The organism is Dapis hubbardiae BLCC-M172 (genome assembly GCF_050016015.1).
Classification (GTDB): Bacteria; Cyanobacteriota; Cyanobacteriia; order Cyanobacteriales; family Microcoleaceae; genus Trichodesmium.
In genome coordinates, this window is record NZ_JBNHEQ010000015.1 from 1 (window position 1) to 15,828 (window position 15,828).

At 36.2% G+C, this 15,828-nt stretch carries 8 protein-coding genes; 4 read left to right on the forward strand and 4 right to left on the reverse strand.

From position 1 onward, the window contains the following. Positions 1-830: 830 nt before the first annotated feature. Entirely contained in the window at positions 831-3,518 is a 2,688-nt protein-coding gene (locus ACP6PK_RS01645; RefSeq protein WP_426557197.1) for an AAA-like domain-containing protein, read from the reverse strand. A gap of 822 nt (positions 3,519-4,340) precedes the next feature. Here ACP6PK_RS01645 and ACP6PK_RS01650 point away from each other — a divergent pair. Continuing rightward, complete coding sequence (locus tag ACP6PK_RS01650) at positions 4,341-4,778, forward strand: helix-turn-helix domain-containing protein (RefSeq protein ID WP_426557199.1); 438 nt, start codon at positions 4,341-4,343, stop codon at positions 4,776-4,778. A 246-nt stretch (positions 4,779-5,024) separates the two neighbouring features. Here ACP6PK_RS01650 and ACP6PK_RS01655 read toward each other — a convergent pair whose 3' ends face one another. Next, positions 5,025-8,645 (reverse strand): HEAT repeat domain-containing protein, encoded by a 3,621-nt coding sequence (locus tag ACP6PK_RS01655; RefSeq protein ID WP_426557201.1) that lies wholly within the window; start codon positions 8,643-8,645, stop codon positions 5,025-5,027. An 818-nt stretch (positions 8,646-9,463) separates the two neighbouring features. On the opposite strand from ACP6PK_RS01655, the gene ACP6PK_RS01660 reads away from it, so the two are divergent. The 3 genes from ACP6PK_RS01660 to ACP6PK_RS01670 all read left to right on the forward strand — a co-directional run bounded on the left by ACP6PK_RS01660 (position 9,464) and on the right by ACP6PK_RS01670 (position 11,140). Further along, positions 9,464-9,877, forward strand: coding sequence for a hypothetical protein (locus ACP6PK_RS01660; protein ID WP_426557203.1), 414 nt, complete (start codon positions 9,464-9,466; stop codon positions 9,875-9,877). Positions 9,878-9,904: 27 nt separating this feature from the next. Beyond that, positions 9,905-10,735 carry an FAD-dependent oxidoreductase gene (locus ACP6PK_RS01665; RefSeq protein ID WP_426557205.1) on the forward strand — a complete coding sequence of 277 codons (831 nt, stop codon included), beginning with the start codon at positions 9,905-9,907 and terminating at the stop codon, positions 10,733-10,735. A gap of 96 nt (positions 10,736-10,831) precedes the next feature. Continuing rightward, positions 10,832-11,140: an FAD-dependent oxidoreductase gene (locus tag ACP6PK_RS01670; RefSeq protein WP_426557207.1), complete on the forward strand. Its 309-nt coding sequence runs from the start codon at positions 10,832-10,834 to the stop codon at positions 11,138-11,140. A gap of 352 nt (positions 11,141-11,492) precedes the next feature. On the opposite strand, the gene ACP6PK_RS01675 is transcribed toward ACP6PK_RS01670, so the two are convergent. Together ACP6PK_RS01675 and ACP6PK_RS01680 are read right to left on the reverse strand one after the other, a co-directional pair. Then, the gene (locus ACP6PK_RS01675) at positions 11,493-12,023 is read right to left on the reverse strand and encodes a PEP-CTERM sorting domain-containing protein (protein ID WP_426557209.1); all 531 of its coding nucleotides are present in this window, start codon (positions 12,021-12,023) and stop codon (positions 11,493-11,495) included. A 133-nt stretch (positions 12,024-12,156) separates the two neighbouring features. Continuing rightward, positions 12,157-15,444, reverse strand: coding sequence for an endonuclease/exonuclease/phosphatase family protein (locus ACP6PK_RS01680; RefSeq protein ID WP_426557211.1), 3,288 nt, complete (start codon positions 15,442-15,444; stop codon positions 12,157-12,159). Positions 15,445-15,828: the final 384 nt, after the last annotated feature.

The window sequence follows — 15,828 nt, forward strand, 5'->3', positions numbered from 1 at the left end:
AATCAGGTACATTTAATGGTCTGAAATATCTTGATTTTCAGCTCTTCATCCTCAAAAATCAGGTACAAGGAAGAAAGAAGAGGAAAAAAAAATTGTCAGCATTTGTGGAAAAAAAATGTAGGGGTTTGGTCTCCAAATCTCCCTATTTTTACTAGGAAATTGCTGATTAAATCTCAAAGCATTTACAATAAATCAGGTACATTTAATGGTCTGAAATATCTTGATTTTCAGCTCTTCATCCTCAAAAATCAGGTACAAGGAAGAAAGAAGAGGAAAAAAAAATTGTCAGCATTTGTGGAAAAAAAATGTAGGGGTTTGGTCTCCAAATCTCCCTATTTTTACTAGGAACTTGCTGATTAAATCTCAAAGCATTTACAATAAATCAGGTGAATTTAATGGTCTGAAATATCTTGATTTTCAGCTCTTCATCCTCAAAAAGAAGGAAGAAGGAAGAAAGAAGAGGAAAAAAAACTGTAGGGCTTTGGTCTCCAAATCTCCCTATTTTTACTAGGAAATTGCTGATTAAATCTCAAAGCATTTACAATAAATCAGGTGAATTTAATGGTCTGAAATATCTTGATTTTCAGCTCTTCATCCTCAAAAAGTTAGCATTTTAGCCAAGATTGGCAAAAAAATTACTCCCCTACTCCCCATTCCTTAAAAAAGACTTTTTCAGCAAACCCAAGTAGGGTTTGGAGACCAAACCCCTACAATAAAATATTACCGAAAAATTAAGGTATAAAGCCTTCTATTTCAAGAGAAAAAAGAAAAACAAATCCTTTTAGTCAATCCTTCTATTACAGAAGAGGTAATTATTAATTGTTGAAGACTTATTTAGAATTGCTATATTCGCCCTCACAAAATTCTCCTACTCTCATAAAATAGTTTGGTCTGTCTTCTAAAAATCTACAACCTTTACTCAAAAGCTCCTCCAAATTTTCCACAGACCTTAACCAAATTTGACCATTACTATCAGCTACAGCAATTTTTTTACCATCTAAACTAAAGGCTATATCAATCACATTTTCTGAAAATTCAAATTGGCTTATCTGTCGCCCTGATAAATTCCAAAGTCGCACAATACTATCAATTCCAACAGTACCTATTAATTCTCCATCAGGACTAAAATTAACTAGCTTAGTATCCAAATGTAAACTTTGAAAATTATTGACTAATCTACCTGTATAAATCTGCCACATTTCTACTACTCCATTTGATGTTGCTGTTAGTAACATCTGAGGTTTATTGATGCTAAAGTTCATACTAATAGCTTCTACATCTAGGGTTTGAAATTTATTTTCAGATATATCCCATAACCTAATAGTAGATTTGCCATCTAATGTTGCTAAAAAATTGCTATTAGGACTAAAACGAACACTTCTAATTAAACCATTATTATCCAAAATTTTATTAGAGGATATAGTTATGGGCGATGATGATAGGTTCCAAATTTGCACAGGAATATCTATACCAGCAGTTGCTAAATATTTACCATCAGGACTAAAGCTAATACTATTAACTTCGGTTTGAGATATTTCTAATACATATAATTTTTCTCCTAAACTTTTCTCTAATAGACTCCATATTTTTACCGTACCGTTACTACCAGCAGTTGCTAAATATTTACCATCAGGATGAAAAATGAGACTATTAACAGATTTTTGTTCTGTTTGCCATTCTGTAATTTTTTTGCCTTCCAGATTCCAAATAATTACTTTTCCATCTACTCCTGCTGAGGCTAAAAATTCTTGGTTCGGACTAAATTTTACACTGGTAACTGCACCCTGATGACCTTGCAAAATAATTTTTCTTTTCTGAAGTATACTATCTTGAAATTGTTTTTGTTCATCAAGTTTATCAAGAATCATTTGTAAAGCTAATATTGGTCGAGTAGCAGGATATTCTGCTAGAGGAGTATTTTTATTTACTAAAGATTTTAATCTTTGTCCAGCAGAAATAGCTTTGGGTAAAGCTTCTAATAATTCCTGATTTGTTGCCGATTGTTTGATAGCTAATAATAAAGCATCAGTGCCAGTTTGTTCAATTTCCCGACTAGATTTTGCTAGTTTAAATCTTTGATGAGCTAATAGTGAAAAACTTATGGAAAAAATCAAAGATATACCTAAAATAGTGGAACCTATTTGAATCCAACGTTTAGCTTTTTTTTGTGCTTTAACAACTTCTGCTTGAGCTTTTTTAGTTTCGATTTTTGTTGATTCTAAAGTTTCTGTCTGAGCATCTAATACTAATTTCTGGCTAGTAGTCAAAAATTGGAAATCTTGATTCCTTAAACTTTTTCCGGCTGCCCAAATTAAAGCTGATTGTAAATTTTTACCTTGCAATAAATAGCCATTATCTGCACAATTAGAATTGAGCCATGCTTTAATTTCCTCCGAATATGGAGGCAACTTTTCCAATTCCTCAATAATCATTTCTTGATGAAAAACCGTCCCATATATGGGATTAGCAACTATTAACTTACTATCTCGTTTAACTACTAATCCAGATAACCTAAGTTCCATTTGTTCCGGACTATTATCCCCTACTATTCCCGTCAAATTATTCTGTAAAATTTCCTGATATAATCCTAATCTCCTGACTATTCTTTCATCCTTTCTGAAGATTCGATCGCGAATAGTTTTTAAATGTTCTGGTATATCTTGTGCTTCCCAATTATGAATAATTTTCGACCTCACAATTTCTGCTACTCCCTCTGCCGAATTAATAATTAATTCTCCATTTTCAATTAATAGTTTACAGAGCTTTTGAGTTAAAAATGGTTGCCCTCCAGTCCAAGTTAAAACCTCTTGTAAAACTGCCTCCGGTTCCTGACAAATTTCGACTAATCCATCCATCAATGGTAAAGCTTCATCTAATTGAAAACCAGTTAGTTCAATTGCCCTGCCAATATTAAAAGGTGTACTACTTTTATCCTGACATAAATCTTGAGGTGTACTAACTCCCAACAAAGCAAAAGTTAGACGATTATATTCTTGATTATTAGCACGTTTGTTGTAACAAGCTCGAATAAACCCTAAAAAATCATCCACAGGGAAATCTAAAGCAAGAATACTATCAATTTCATCAATAAAAATCACAATATTATGATTAATTTGTGTCAGTAATACAGTTTCAATAAACTCACTTAATCTTTGTACAGGAGCCAGATAATCTCGTTCCCGCCACCAAGTACGAATATTCACATATTCTGATAGATCAAAATTATTTTCTAATATTCTGAGAATACCTGCATACCACTGTTCAATAGTAACACCCCGATTACCAATTTCTGAAATGTCGATCGCCACACAATAAATACCCTCTTTTTGTAATCTTTGAATTGTTCTAACTTGCAAACTAGATTTTCCCATTTGACGAGAATTAAGAACATAACAAAACTCACCCGCTTTTAGACCTTCATAGAAATCTGCATCTGCTCGTCGCTGAACATAATTAGGTGCATTTTTGGGAAGACAACCACCAACTTGATAATAAGATTTTTGAGTTGAAGTATTCATATTATGGAAGTATTTATCGTCTAAGTGAATAGTTATTTTGTAAGCATTCAGCTATTAGCTATCAGTTAGAGCAATCAGTTGTAATTTGTGATAATTTGTAATATTTTATCTAACGGGGTTTGGTTTCCAAACCCCTACATTTTTTTCTCACATCTCATTGCTGATTGCTATATCAGCTATTAGTTATTAACTCATTGTATTGGAAGGAATAATTAATCTCCAAGGAGAATTAAAAGTTACTAATACTATTACAATTATCCCGTGAGGAATTATTAGCAAGATTTAATAGTGAGAATTAATGCTGTTTTCCATAGTAACTTAGAATTAAGTTCAGAATTAGAAGTATAAGATGATTTAACTGAGTATTTCAAGCCTGCAACTAAACTCGGAGGTTCACTGATAACTGATAACTGATAACTGAAAAGAGTGATCGCTTTTTTATCCTCAACTAATTTATAGGTAAATTTATCTAGAAAAATTTGATTAGCATAATTGTAGCTAACATTTGTAAAGATTCTGTAAAGATTTTATCAAGTGAATATGAATAAGCTGATAAATTCATCTGATACTCTAATATTAAACTTATTAAACTTGATGTATTTACACAGATGTGATAAGGTGTTATAGTATAAACATCTAAACCATAAAACCGTAAACAACATTACTGCAGATAAAAAACAATCTTAAGTTGTAACGGTTGATTGGGAGTTTACAGGGTCATCTACATAGAGGAAAGCGATCGCTAACGCTAGCGGAACTTAATCTTGTTGCTTTCCAGAGTTGAACTATTCATATTTCATACCCCTGATAAAGTAGAAAAAGATGCCTAAAAAAGCCTATCTCAAATCCCACCTGAGCGAAGCAGAAATCAAAAATCGCTATCTCCAAATTAGAGATAGAGTAGAATCTCGACGCTGGCACCTGTTGTGGTTAGTGTCTCAAAAGTGGACTATTAAAGAAGCAGCTCAAGCTTTGGGTCTTAACTATGATTATGCTAAGGATATAGTAAAAAGTTATAATCAAAAAGGGCCGGATGCAATTTTAAATCGGCGGAAAACCCGGAAATTTTACCCTTCTCATGCTTTACTCAGTCCAGAACAACAAGAACAATTACGCATAGCACTGAAAAGTCCACCTCAAGACCAAGCAAGCTGGACTGGGCCAAAAGTAGCAGAATGGATTGCTAAGACAATTGGACGCGATCGCGTTTCTCCCCAGCGTGGTTGGGAATATATGAAAAAATGTAGTTCAAGTGTTTAAGAATTTAGAATTTAGAATTTATAATTCAGAATTCAGGAGTCAGAATTTAGAATTCAGTAGTCAGAATTGAGGTACGAAACCCAACTTACAAAACTGATAACTGATAACTGATAACTGATAACTGAAATGGCGCACCGATAAATCCTAAAAACCTAACCCCCCTGCCCCCCTACCCTACCAGGGAATGGGGGTGAATAAGCCTCTTTCCTCGCAGGAGAGAGGTTTTTATAAGTTTACAAACAGCTTCTAATGAGCATTCCTATTTTCTAATCGCTGCAATTTCTTTTTTGCCCACTCCCGCAGTTGTTCGTCTGCGTCATTTTCTGCTCTGTCTTGTAATAGTGGGAGGGTTTGCGGATGGTTTGGATATTGTTCGACTATTGCCTCTAGTGCTATTTGTCGAGGGTTATCTTGAAAATCATATTCACGTTGAAAGGGGTCATTGAGGGCGGTATGATAAAACAATTCAAAAATTCTCGGCTTGTGTTTCCAACCAGTAGCAATTTGTCGCACCGCTTCAACTCGCACATCCCAATTCTCATCAGACTCTACCCATTGTTTGAGTAATTCTAAAATTCCCGACTCGTGTTTCCAACCAGTAGCTATTTGTCGCACCGCTTCACCTCGCACATCCCAATTCTCATCAGACTCTACCCATTGTTTAAGTAAATCTAAAACACCGGGTTCATGTTTCCAACCAGTAGCAATTTGTCGCACTGCTTCAGCTCGCACATAGCAATTCTCATTAGATTCTACCCATTGTCTGAGTAAATCTAAAATTCCCGGTTTATCTTTCCAACCAGTAGCAATTTGTCGTATCGCTTCCCGCCGCACACTCGAACTTTCGTCAGACTCTGCCGATTGTTTGAGTAATTCAAAAATTCCCGGTTTATCTTTCCAATCAGTAGCTATTTGTTGCACTGCTTCAACTCGCAAATCCGAATCTACTCTTTGTTTAAGTAGTTCAAAAATTTCCGGTTTATCTTTCCAAGCAGCAGCTATTTGTAGTACCGCTTCAAGTTCTGCACTTGAACTATTACCAGACTTTACCCTTTGCTTGAGTAAATCTAAAATTCCTGGCTCATGTTTCCAACCAGTAGCTATTTGTAGCACCGCTTCAACTCTCACATCCCAATTCTCATTAAACTCTACCCATTGTTTGAGTAACTCTAAAATTTCTGGTTGCTCTTTCCAACCATTAGTAATTTGTCTCACCGCTTCAACTCTTACACTCAAACTATTGTGAGATTCTACCCATTGTTTGAGTAAATCTAAAATTCCTGGTTCATGTTTCCAACCACTTGCTATTTGTCGCACCGCTTCCTGTCGCACATCCCAATTCAGATTAGACTTTACCCATTGTTTGAATAATTCTAAAGTTTCTGGTTTTCCTTTGCCTAAAGTAGCAATTTGTTGCATCGCTTCCCGTCGTACATCCCAACCATCATCAGACAATATCTGTTGCTTGAGTAACTCTATAATTTCTAGTTTGTCTTTGTCTAAAGTAGCAATTTGTCGCACTGCTTCCTGTCGCACAATCCAATTATTACGAGATACTAGCAATTGTTTGAGCCAGGTGTAGGTTAAAGGATCATCTCTCCAGGTTGCAGCCACTACTTGCACAGCTTGACCACGAATTTTACGACCTAAGGCTACATTTTTCTGATAAATTTCTTCAGATTCACTGTTATAGAATTTATAAGAATAACCACGGATATACTCAGTCAAATCTTTTAACCTTTTTAATAACCGATTTCCCACATCACCAATACTCTGACGACTCCTAACTTCAAACAAACACTTGCCAGCCAAAAATAAATTCTTAAACTCTTCTTCTTCTCCATCTTGTTCCATTAAATAACTAATAATTTCTCCTACAAATCTTGGATCAATCATCCCCGCAATTAACCGCAAAACCTCATGCCATTTTTCATCCCGCCAATGCTTACCAAAAACATCATTTATCAAATCATCTTGAGAAATTTTCTGTTCCTTTTCAAACTGCCAAACAAAACTCGAAGCACAAAAATATTCCAAAAAAGTCCGATGCACAAAAGCATAATACCCAGCGCCGACAAAACATAAAATAAAATTCCGATGCCGTAACTGTTCCATCAACGCCCTAGCCACAGTTCTTGCATCATTAATACCCATAACTTTTAAAGAATTAATGATAGTTTTTTCCAAATCATCTCCATGAATCAAATTACCAGCTAAACCTTCCTTATTCCCCTGCATAAAAAAAGCTACCTGACGCAAAATTGCCTGCTTATCTTTATAATCAATAGTCTTCGGGTTAAGATTCGCATCAACCAGCGTCCGTTCCATATCCCACTGCTGTAATAAAATCCGCGAAGCTTGATTATAAAGTTCAGCCCTATCTCTCGGCAATTCTTGATGACGATTCAAAATAGCCATCATAGTTAATAACAGGGGATTTTCCGACAATTCTTTAATAGCTGAAGAATTTTTAATTGCCAGTTTCAACCTTTCTCTTTTCCTCTCCCTTTCCGCCTCATCTTGATAAGTTAAATTGTGCCAACGTTGAATAAAATCCTCAACTTGTTCCGCTTCTAAATCTTGCAACATAAAATGATAAAACTCAGCATCCCGGAGTTTTTGTGGTTTATAACCAATCACCCGCGAAGTAACAATTACCCGCACATTTTTATAATTATTAGTAAACCGATGAATATCATTTATTACATCCTCTCGCTTGCCAGGGTCAAAAACTTCATCTAACCCATCAAATATCACAATTGCATTGCCATTTTGTAATTTTTCATGGAGTTCTTGTTGAGGAAAATGACAAACAACTCCACTACCTTGTTCCAGAAAATCTAGAAAATTCTTGCACTTATTCCCATCATGGTTCCGCACATAAGTCCGCAGTTCAATTAACAGAGGAATTGGCTTTAACGATAAATCTTTTCGAGGTAATTCAGCCCATTGTAGAGCAATATATTGTAATAAAGTAGACTTACCAGAACCGGGGTCGCCCAGAATAACTAAATATTTATATTTGTTATCTTCTATTAATTCCAAAACCGAGCGAGTTTGCTGTTCAAAATATCTCCGATGGCGACCTTCCAATTGTTCTGGAGAAAAATCTGACTCAAGCTGACCGCTATCTTTTAATTGCTTCAAATATTCTTTAGGAATCTCATGTATTTGAGGCATAAATTCTTGAGATTCTCGGACATTTTGAGGGATAAACATTCGCCATAATTTCAAATTATTATAACCATAACCACTCGTATCTAAACTTTCTAATTTGAGATTTCCATATTGTTCTCGGATTCCCTCTTGATGTTTTCTGAGGTCAAAATCTGGTTTAATTTCCGAGTTTTGATTTGCTAGTTTATCCAGATTTTCAGCATTTAATATTTCCCGTAATTCATCAGACTGCCGGATAATATTTTTAACATTTCTCCGATATTGCTTGGCAAGAAATTCCCAGTCAAAATCATCTGGTAAAGGTGGATTAATTTCGTTCCAGGTAGTAGCCAATTTATTAGTCTCTAAAAGTTTGAGATTATTATCAAAAGCACTAACCAAAACCTCTAAAACAGACCGATTTTTAATAAACTGTTTTAAAGGTTTAATATATTCCTTTAACTCACTTTCACTCAATTCAGCATTTTTTAACTCTTGCTTTCCCAAATCTAAAAAATCTTTAATTGCTTCTGCCGTAGCTTTTTTTAAAGGTTCTTTGTTTGCTATCCTACCAACAATATTAGAAATACCTTCTTTGCCAAAATCTTTAACATAATCTTCAGCAGTACCCTTAGCTAATTCTCCAATAACTTCCTGAGCAATAAATTTAACCGCTTCACTACCCCCCCAAGCAATTAACAATTCAATCATAATTATTCAATCTCTTATATGTTAGTTATTTTTAATTATAGTCATTAAAACTGTTGCTTGTTTGTAGTTGCGCTTTAGCGCCAGTTCATTATTGTAGTGGGATGAAATACCTAAAAATGTAGGTTGGGTAGAAAGAAGTGAAACCCAACAAAGTGTCAGTCCAGTAGGGTGCGTTAGACATCTAAAATATCAGGTTTGACAGAGATTTAACAATTTGTCGTAACGCACCGTTCTAGTAAGTGTTCGCTCCACTTATCTTTAGAATAAACCCAACAAAGCTTTATTAGTGTTGGGTTTGCTACGTCAACCCAACCTACTACAGTGACATATCTAAAATGTTGTAATAGTTCGCAGCAAAACCTAGTAAGTGTTCGCTCCACTTATCCGTAGAATAAACCCAACAAAGCTTTATTAGTGTTGGGTTTCCTACGTCAACCCAACCTACTACAGTGACATATCTAAAATGTTGTAATAATTCGCATCAAAACCTAGTATAGTAAGATAGTTAACCTTATATCAATTCATTTGAGAGATGTCATTTCAGTTATCAGTTATCAGTTATCAGTTAACAGTTAACAGTTAACTGTACCTCTGGTTAAACCCAGAGGCTTGACATAAGGAATATTCTATTTTTTTATCCCCTTAAAAGGGGAGGCTTGATACCTTTTTTTTTGTCAGAAATAGTTCCAAACTTTAGATTTTCAATAATTTCCTGAAATTACTATATTGTCAAAATTTTGAGGCTATAAAATCTAACTTTTGACTTTTGACTTTTGACTTTTAACTTCCGTGAAACGGTTGAATTATCCCCAAAATATATGGCTTCTGATTACCCAAAAAGATTAATTTTAATCACAGCATTTTTATCACTAATTCCATTAAGCGCTGCTCAACATTTACCTAAAGTTAGTCATAATTTTATCTCTACATTTTGGCAAAATACAACACCAAATAATTCCACAAATAATTCAGTTAATACTCCCACTCCTTCCCCCTCACCCTCTAAACCGCTAAAACCACCATTACCAACTTATAAAAACTTTGATATCGTAATTTATGGAGATGAACTTCAAGGAATATGTGCTGCTATTTGGGCTAAAAAAACATTAGGAACTACAGGCAAAGTAGTATTAATCCGTTCTAATTCTGACCGTCAACCTTTAGGTGGTTTATTAACAAGAGGTGGGCTAGCTTATCTCGACTATGATAAAACCCCTGGTTGGCAAAATTAACCTTATTCTCAATGCTTTCGTAACTTTTTGAAAAAGGCAAAAGTTGTTGAAGCTTGTGTTACTCCAGACCTGGCAGCAAAAGCCATGAAAGAAATGTTAGAAGCGGCAGGAATTATGGTTATTTCTAACGCTTCTATTACTCCTTATGTAGAAAATAAAAAAATTAAATTTGTGCAGATAAATGACACAAATATTAGAGTCAAAGCTTCTGCATTTATAGACACAACTCAAGATGCAGAATTAGCCAGAAAAGCAGGTGTACCCTATTCTTTAGGATTTGCATCACAAAACCAGAAATTACAGAATGAAACTATCGCAACTTCTATTGTTCCGACTGTAACTGGTTTAAGTATTTACGATTTCCAAAAATTGGAATCAAAAATACTTTATAACCGCCAACTAATGGGAAAAATTAAGAATAAAATTCAATCTGAACAAACTCCTCTATATGCTAAATTTACCCTGGCTCAGTTTAGATTGCCAATAATTAAAACATATCAAGACGGCTATATAAATCGAAGTATTGCCTTAGCAGGAGCTTATCATCTTCATCGAAAACATTCATTTAATCTAGCTTTTTCATCAAGATTTTTATTTGATAAACTGAATATTTGTCGTCTAGGTAAACGTTCATTATCATTGAATGGATTTTTGTTTAAATATGACAGTAAAAAAGTCAGGCAAATAGAACTAAATGATTTTAAACCAACCCAAGAAATGATTACAGAAATGAAGGAACTTGAGGCTTGGTTAAGGAAAATTTCTGGAAAAGATATCAAAGTAGTTATTCCCTCAGAAGTTTATATTAGACATAGTTTAAATATTAGTGATGTTGTTGACCCATTGACAGGAAAATAAATTATTAAAGGTGGTACTTCAGCAGAGAATTATATTGGTACTTTTTCCTATGAATTTTATTTTCGGGGTGGTGTTAAAGATTTAGGTATCAACTCTTTGCCTCTACCTAAATACAACTTTGGTATTGAGAGTGCTTTAGCTAAAAATGTGAATAGTTTAGCAGTTGTCGGGCGATCGTCTGGATATTTAGGAATTGCTGTAGCAGTATCACGAATTCAAACAATTAGTATTTATCAAGGGCAAGCAATAGGAGTTGCTGCTGCTATGGCTAATCAAAAAGGTATAACTTTAAATCAAATGACCTCTGCTGAAGTTAGAAAAAAATTAGAAAATTTAACAGGTAGGAAGACAAAATTAAAAGGTATAAATAGAAGTGGAAATAGAGATTATAGTCATGTCAAATAATTTTAGGTTCTATAATTCAGGACTTACGCAAAAAATGAAATTATAAACCACCTGTAGGGGCGTTTTGCTATCGCACAACTCCGTTAACGCTGCGCGACATATAAAGCGGAGCTTTGCGTTAGCACATGGCTATTCGCCCCTACTAGATAGCGGTGCGACCCCGCCTTTTATCTCAGATATTTATTGAAAAATTAGGCGTTGCTGAAATTTGGGGATGAATATCAAGTGGGATAGGCATCCTGCCTGTCCGAAAATATCAGGAACGGGCAAGATGCCCATTCCACACAACTATTAAAATCATCCCGCATTTATGCAACGCCAAAAATAATGCTGCATTTTTTGATAATGATGTTTACTTTCTCTTCTTCAAAACACCACTGCCGCCTACAGCACCTAAAGCTAATAAACTGAAAACAGCAGTAGGTTCAGGTGTAGATACTGGGGTATCTTGACGTAAAGTGTATATGATATCTCCTGTACCAACTCCTTCTCCAAGAGTATCATATTCAAAGAAAGCATCTCCAAGGTCAAATAAACCTGGTATAAAAGAGAATACAGCATCTGTTGAAAAATCCAATCCTAGGAATTCACCATCCAAAAATACAACGTCACTAAATATGCCATCATTTTCAGTGTAGTTAACACCCAGAAAATCGAAACTGAGTTCTGATACAGATAACAATTCTTCACCACTTCCAGTTAATGCAGAACCGTCAAATTCAAAATATCCAGAGTATGTTTCGCCTGCTAAAGAACCGTCTAAATTATTAACTTCAAAATCATAAATAATTGAAGCTGCATTAACAGGGTTAGCATTAATTACAGTGATGCCAAGAACTGCACTTGTAGCAACGAAAGATAACTTTTGCAAAATATTAGTCATGGTTTTGTTTTTCGTAATAGAGAGGAAATGTTTGTTGTTTTTATGACAACTTCGGAGTGTTATAAGAAACCGGGTTTATGTAAAACATATATTAGTATGGTGGTATCTAATATAAACCCGGTTTCTGTTCTTCTTAAAAAATGAAATTGTCTGAATTATTTAGAGCTGTAGCCTCAACTCCTTCCACTAACAAGAAAGAGCGAGCGCGACCAGAAGCAGCAGCACCATCAAGATCGATAGTCAAGATAGTATCTGCTCCACGGGAGGTAAAGCCAACGTAACCATCACTAATGGGGTCAACAACTACAGAAATAACATCATCTAATACTTCAACTAAGTCAATTTGATCGCTACCAACTTCAAAGTCAGTGATGATATCACCTGCATCTCGGAGGCCAGTATATACAAATGTATCGTTACCAGCACCACCAGTAAGAGTATCTCGACGTCGCAAACCAGTAATAGTATCATCTCCATCGGTTCCAATCAAATTATCCCGACCAGCAGTACCCTCAATCACTTCTCCAGGAGTTGGTAAATTCAAACTAACAATTAATGGATCGTGGTCGCTTGCTCGTTGACTGGTTTCAGCAAATTCACTGTTCACATTAACAATGTCAAATTCAGCGCCTTCATTCAAGCTATCACTCACCAAAATATGATCCAAAGACTGAGAATTTCCTTGGAAGATGAAGGTATAACGCTCATCCTCATCTAGTATTTCTGTTTCTGTTAAGTTGGTCAGATTTTGTTCCAGGGTATCAAGTGGAGAAACAAACTCAAACTCGTTGAAATCTCCTAGCACTACAAGATTTGCATTGGGGTCAGCAGTTAGAGCATCTGCAACAAATCCCTGGACTGCGTTTGCTTGAGCTTGTCGCTCATCTAGACTACCGTTAACGGTTACGTCTTCCTGACGAGCATCAAAAGGTTGTTCAATACCGAGAATAGGCGCACTACCTCCCTTGGAGGAGAAATGGTTACTAACAACACTAACTTCTTGACCGTTAAATTTAAAGTCGGCAACCAATGGTAAACGAGCGCCTGCAAACGCACTACCAGGATTTTGATCTCCAATGGTTTGAACGGAACCGTCAACTAAATCAACACGAGCATGGTTATACAAGAAGGCATTTCGGATATTTCCACCCGGTTGACCTCCGCTAGCACCATCTGTAATAAAGGTATTGTCAATAAACTGGTAAGTTGGAACACCCGCAGCAGATATCGCATCGACCAAAGTCTGGAGTGTAAGACTTGCAGAAGTAACACCGTCGTTAATCTCGGCTCCTGTATTGTCTTGGATTTCCTGTAACCCAATAATGTCTGGGGCATTTAGGTTATTGACAACTTGATCAGCAATAGCATCAAAGCGACCATTTCCAATATCATCATCAACGTCACGCGGATCATTGTCGTCCACAAGATTAATATCTTCAACTACTGGATCGAGGTTGAGAACATTGTAGCTAGCAACTGTGAGTCGATCACTGCTTCCTACTATGGAACTGACTTCAGGTTGTAAGTTAGCAGAGGTAATGTTGCTAGTGAAGTCTTCAGTAGGCAGAATTTCAAAGTTACCAAAACCATAGCTGACAACCCCCGTTACGTTACCCAGACTATCTCCAACATTAACATTGGGGAAGTCGAAGTCAAAAACTCCTGAATCTTCATCAATTTGAACTTTTTCGGGGTTGAAGTCGTTAGGGCTGATGTTGAGCGTGCCGCGATCGCTAATTCCTGTAGCACCTACACCATCATCAACAACGGTAAAGATTTCACCGAAGCGGTTTGTCGGAGCAACGGCAACTACATTTTGAGCAGTGACTCGCATTCCTTCTAAAGACTCGAAGAAGTCAATACCATCAGTTATGGGATCAAAGCTGGCAAAAGCATCATCATCAATATTTTCTGTTGGAGGTACACGACCACCAGAACCTATTATGACTGCATCAGGAAGAGCATTACCACTGGAAAGATTCGTGACTGTAGCACCACTTATCTGAGTAGTTGATAGGTTGCGAGTAGAAGTACCACCAGGAGTAAACTCAGATACTGTACCATCAACTTGTAGTTCATCACCTACATTGACTCCAGGCGCTGAACCAGTGAATACAAACAAAGCATCAGAGGTAGCAATATCACCATCTCCTGTTGGATCTTGTAGATAGAAACCATTACTATCTACTGCTGTGACAATACCTGTGGTAGTAACTGCTTGACCTTCTAAAGCGGAGGTGTGACCTGCACCTTGAATGTCGTAGATAGCAGTTAAAGTTGGTTCTTCACCACCGCCACCATGATCAAAAGTTCCAGCAGTCGGAGTATTATCGGCACCCAAGAAGAAATCACTAATTACAAAGTCACTAACTGTATCTGTATCGACTCCATCAGTAACTCGGCGGGCACCAGCAGGGAAAAATGAACCATCGGGGCCGATAACAGGAGCATCAAAGAAGAAGGTATCCCCTGCATCACCATCTGTAAGAGCAACAGTATCAATAACAACTTCGTTGTCTGTAACTGAAGTACCAGAAATACTGCCAGTTTCAACTAAAGCAAAAGTCGAACTACTATTTTCTAGGAAATTACTACTAATCTCAACATTCGGAGCAACTGCATAGTTATTTGCTAAACCTGTGGGGTTTCCAATTAAGAAAAAGCCGTTATCGCCGATAGTATGGGTAGAGTCAAAGTCAAATTGAGCGTCAATTGTGCCTGGACCGAAACTATCCCCTTCTACGGCAATGAAACTTAAGCCATCCAATGATGTACCAGGTGTGCCAAATATTTCGATAAATTCAGTGTCATCTACTCCGGCATGACTAACGAATACTTCATTGATAACTGGGTTGGAGGCGCTACTACCAACGCTGAAAGCATCTGTAGGCATTGTTTGTCTGTTGCCATTGTCTCCAGACCAATTAGAGTTATCACTGATGGCTGCTAATAATTCTGCTTGGGTACCAGAAGTGATACCTGTATAAATAGCATTATCAATTTCGTCTAAAGCTACTGCTGTTTCACCATTGACTAAACCTGTGGGTAGGGCAGAAGTATTGGAACTGGTGGAGTCAGACTGCCATACTCCAGGGTTGCCTTCACTATTGAGAGCATAAATAAAAGTGGGGTTGCTACTGTCTCCTTGATAAGCGATAATTTGGTCGCCACTCGCTGAGAATAAAATACTACTGATAGTAGGATTAATTATTGTTCCAGCAGCAATATCTGTGGGTGCTGTCCAAGTAAAAGTGCCTTCAGTCGCTCTGAAAGTACCAGCAGCTTGCCAACCGTTATCGGTAAAATTAATTTCTGTACCTGCACCAATATCTACTAATGGTGTAAACGCAAATTCGTCGGGGTTGTCAAAGTTAAAGCCAACAATGGCTATATCACCTGCTGATAATGTTGTTGCAGCCATTTCTATTTCCTAATTAATTGGATGTATTTCTATTGGACAAAAATGTAAAAATTACCTGTGATTCTCTTTAATGTATGAGTAAGATCACACAAAACTAAGAAAGAATTGCTCAGAAGTTGAGCATCTTCTGAGTAACTACTTAAATTACTTAGTTAATCTAAACAAATCTATCTTGTCTTTTGGTTAAATTCAGGTTAAAATATCAGTATTTTTACAGAAGCTTCATTTGATCTATCAATATTTGTGAAGATTATGTAAAGTCAATAAATTATTGGAAATTATTGGTTGCAAAAACCTTATTGCCATGTTAAAATCAATTCCTTTGATCTGCCTATACAGTACAAAGAAACCGAATTTATTGCCCTAATTATTGGTTTTCTAACT

Excerpts from the sequence above, each read along its gene's own strand:
- ACP6PK_RS01645 (WP_426557197.1), bottom strand. The coding sequence starts at position 3,518 with ATGAATACTTCAACTCAAAAATCTTATTATCAAGTTGGTGGTTGTCTT.
- ACP6PK_RS01660 (WP_426557203.1), top strand. The coding sequence starts at position 9,464 with ATGGCTTCTGATTACCCAAAAAGATTAATTTTAATCACAGCATTTTTA.
- ACP6PK_RS01675 (WP_426557209.1), bottom strand. The coding sequence starts at position 12,023 with ATGACTAATATTTTGCAAAAGTTATCTTTCGTTGCTACAAGTGCAGTT.
- ACP6PK_RS01680 (WP_426557211.1), bottom strand. The coding sequence starts at position 15,444 with ATGGCTGCAACAACATTATCAGCAGGTGATATAGCCATTGTTGGCTTT.
- ACP6PK_RS01655 (WP_426557201.1), bottom strand. The coding sequence starts at position 8,645 with ATGATTGAATTGTTAATTGCTTGGGGGGGTAGTGAAGCGGTTAAATTT.
- ACP6PK_RS01650 (WP_426557199.1), top strand. The coding sequence starts at position 4,341 with ATGCCTAAAAAAGCCTATCTCAAATCCCACCTGAGCGAAGCAGAAATC.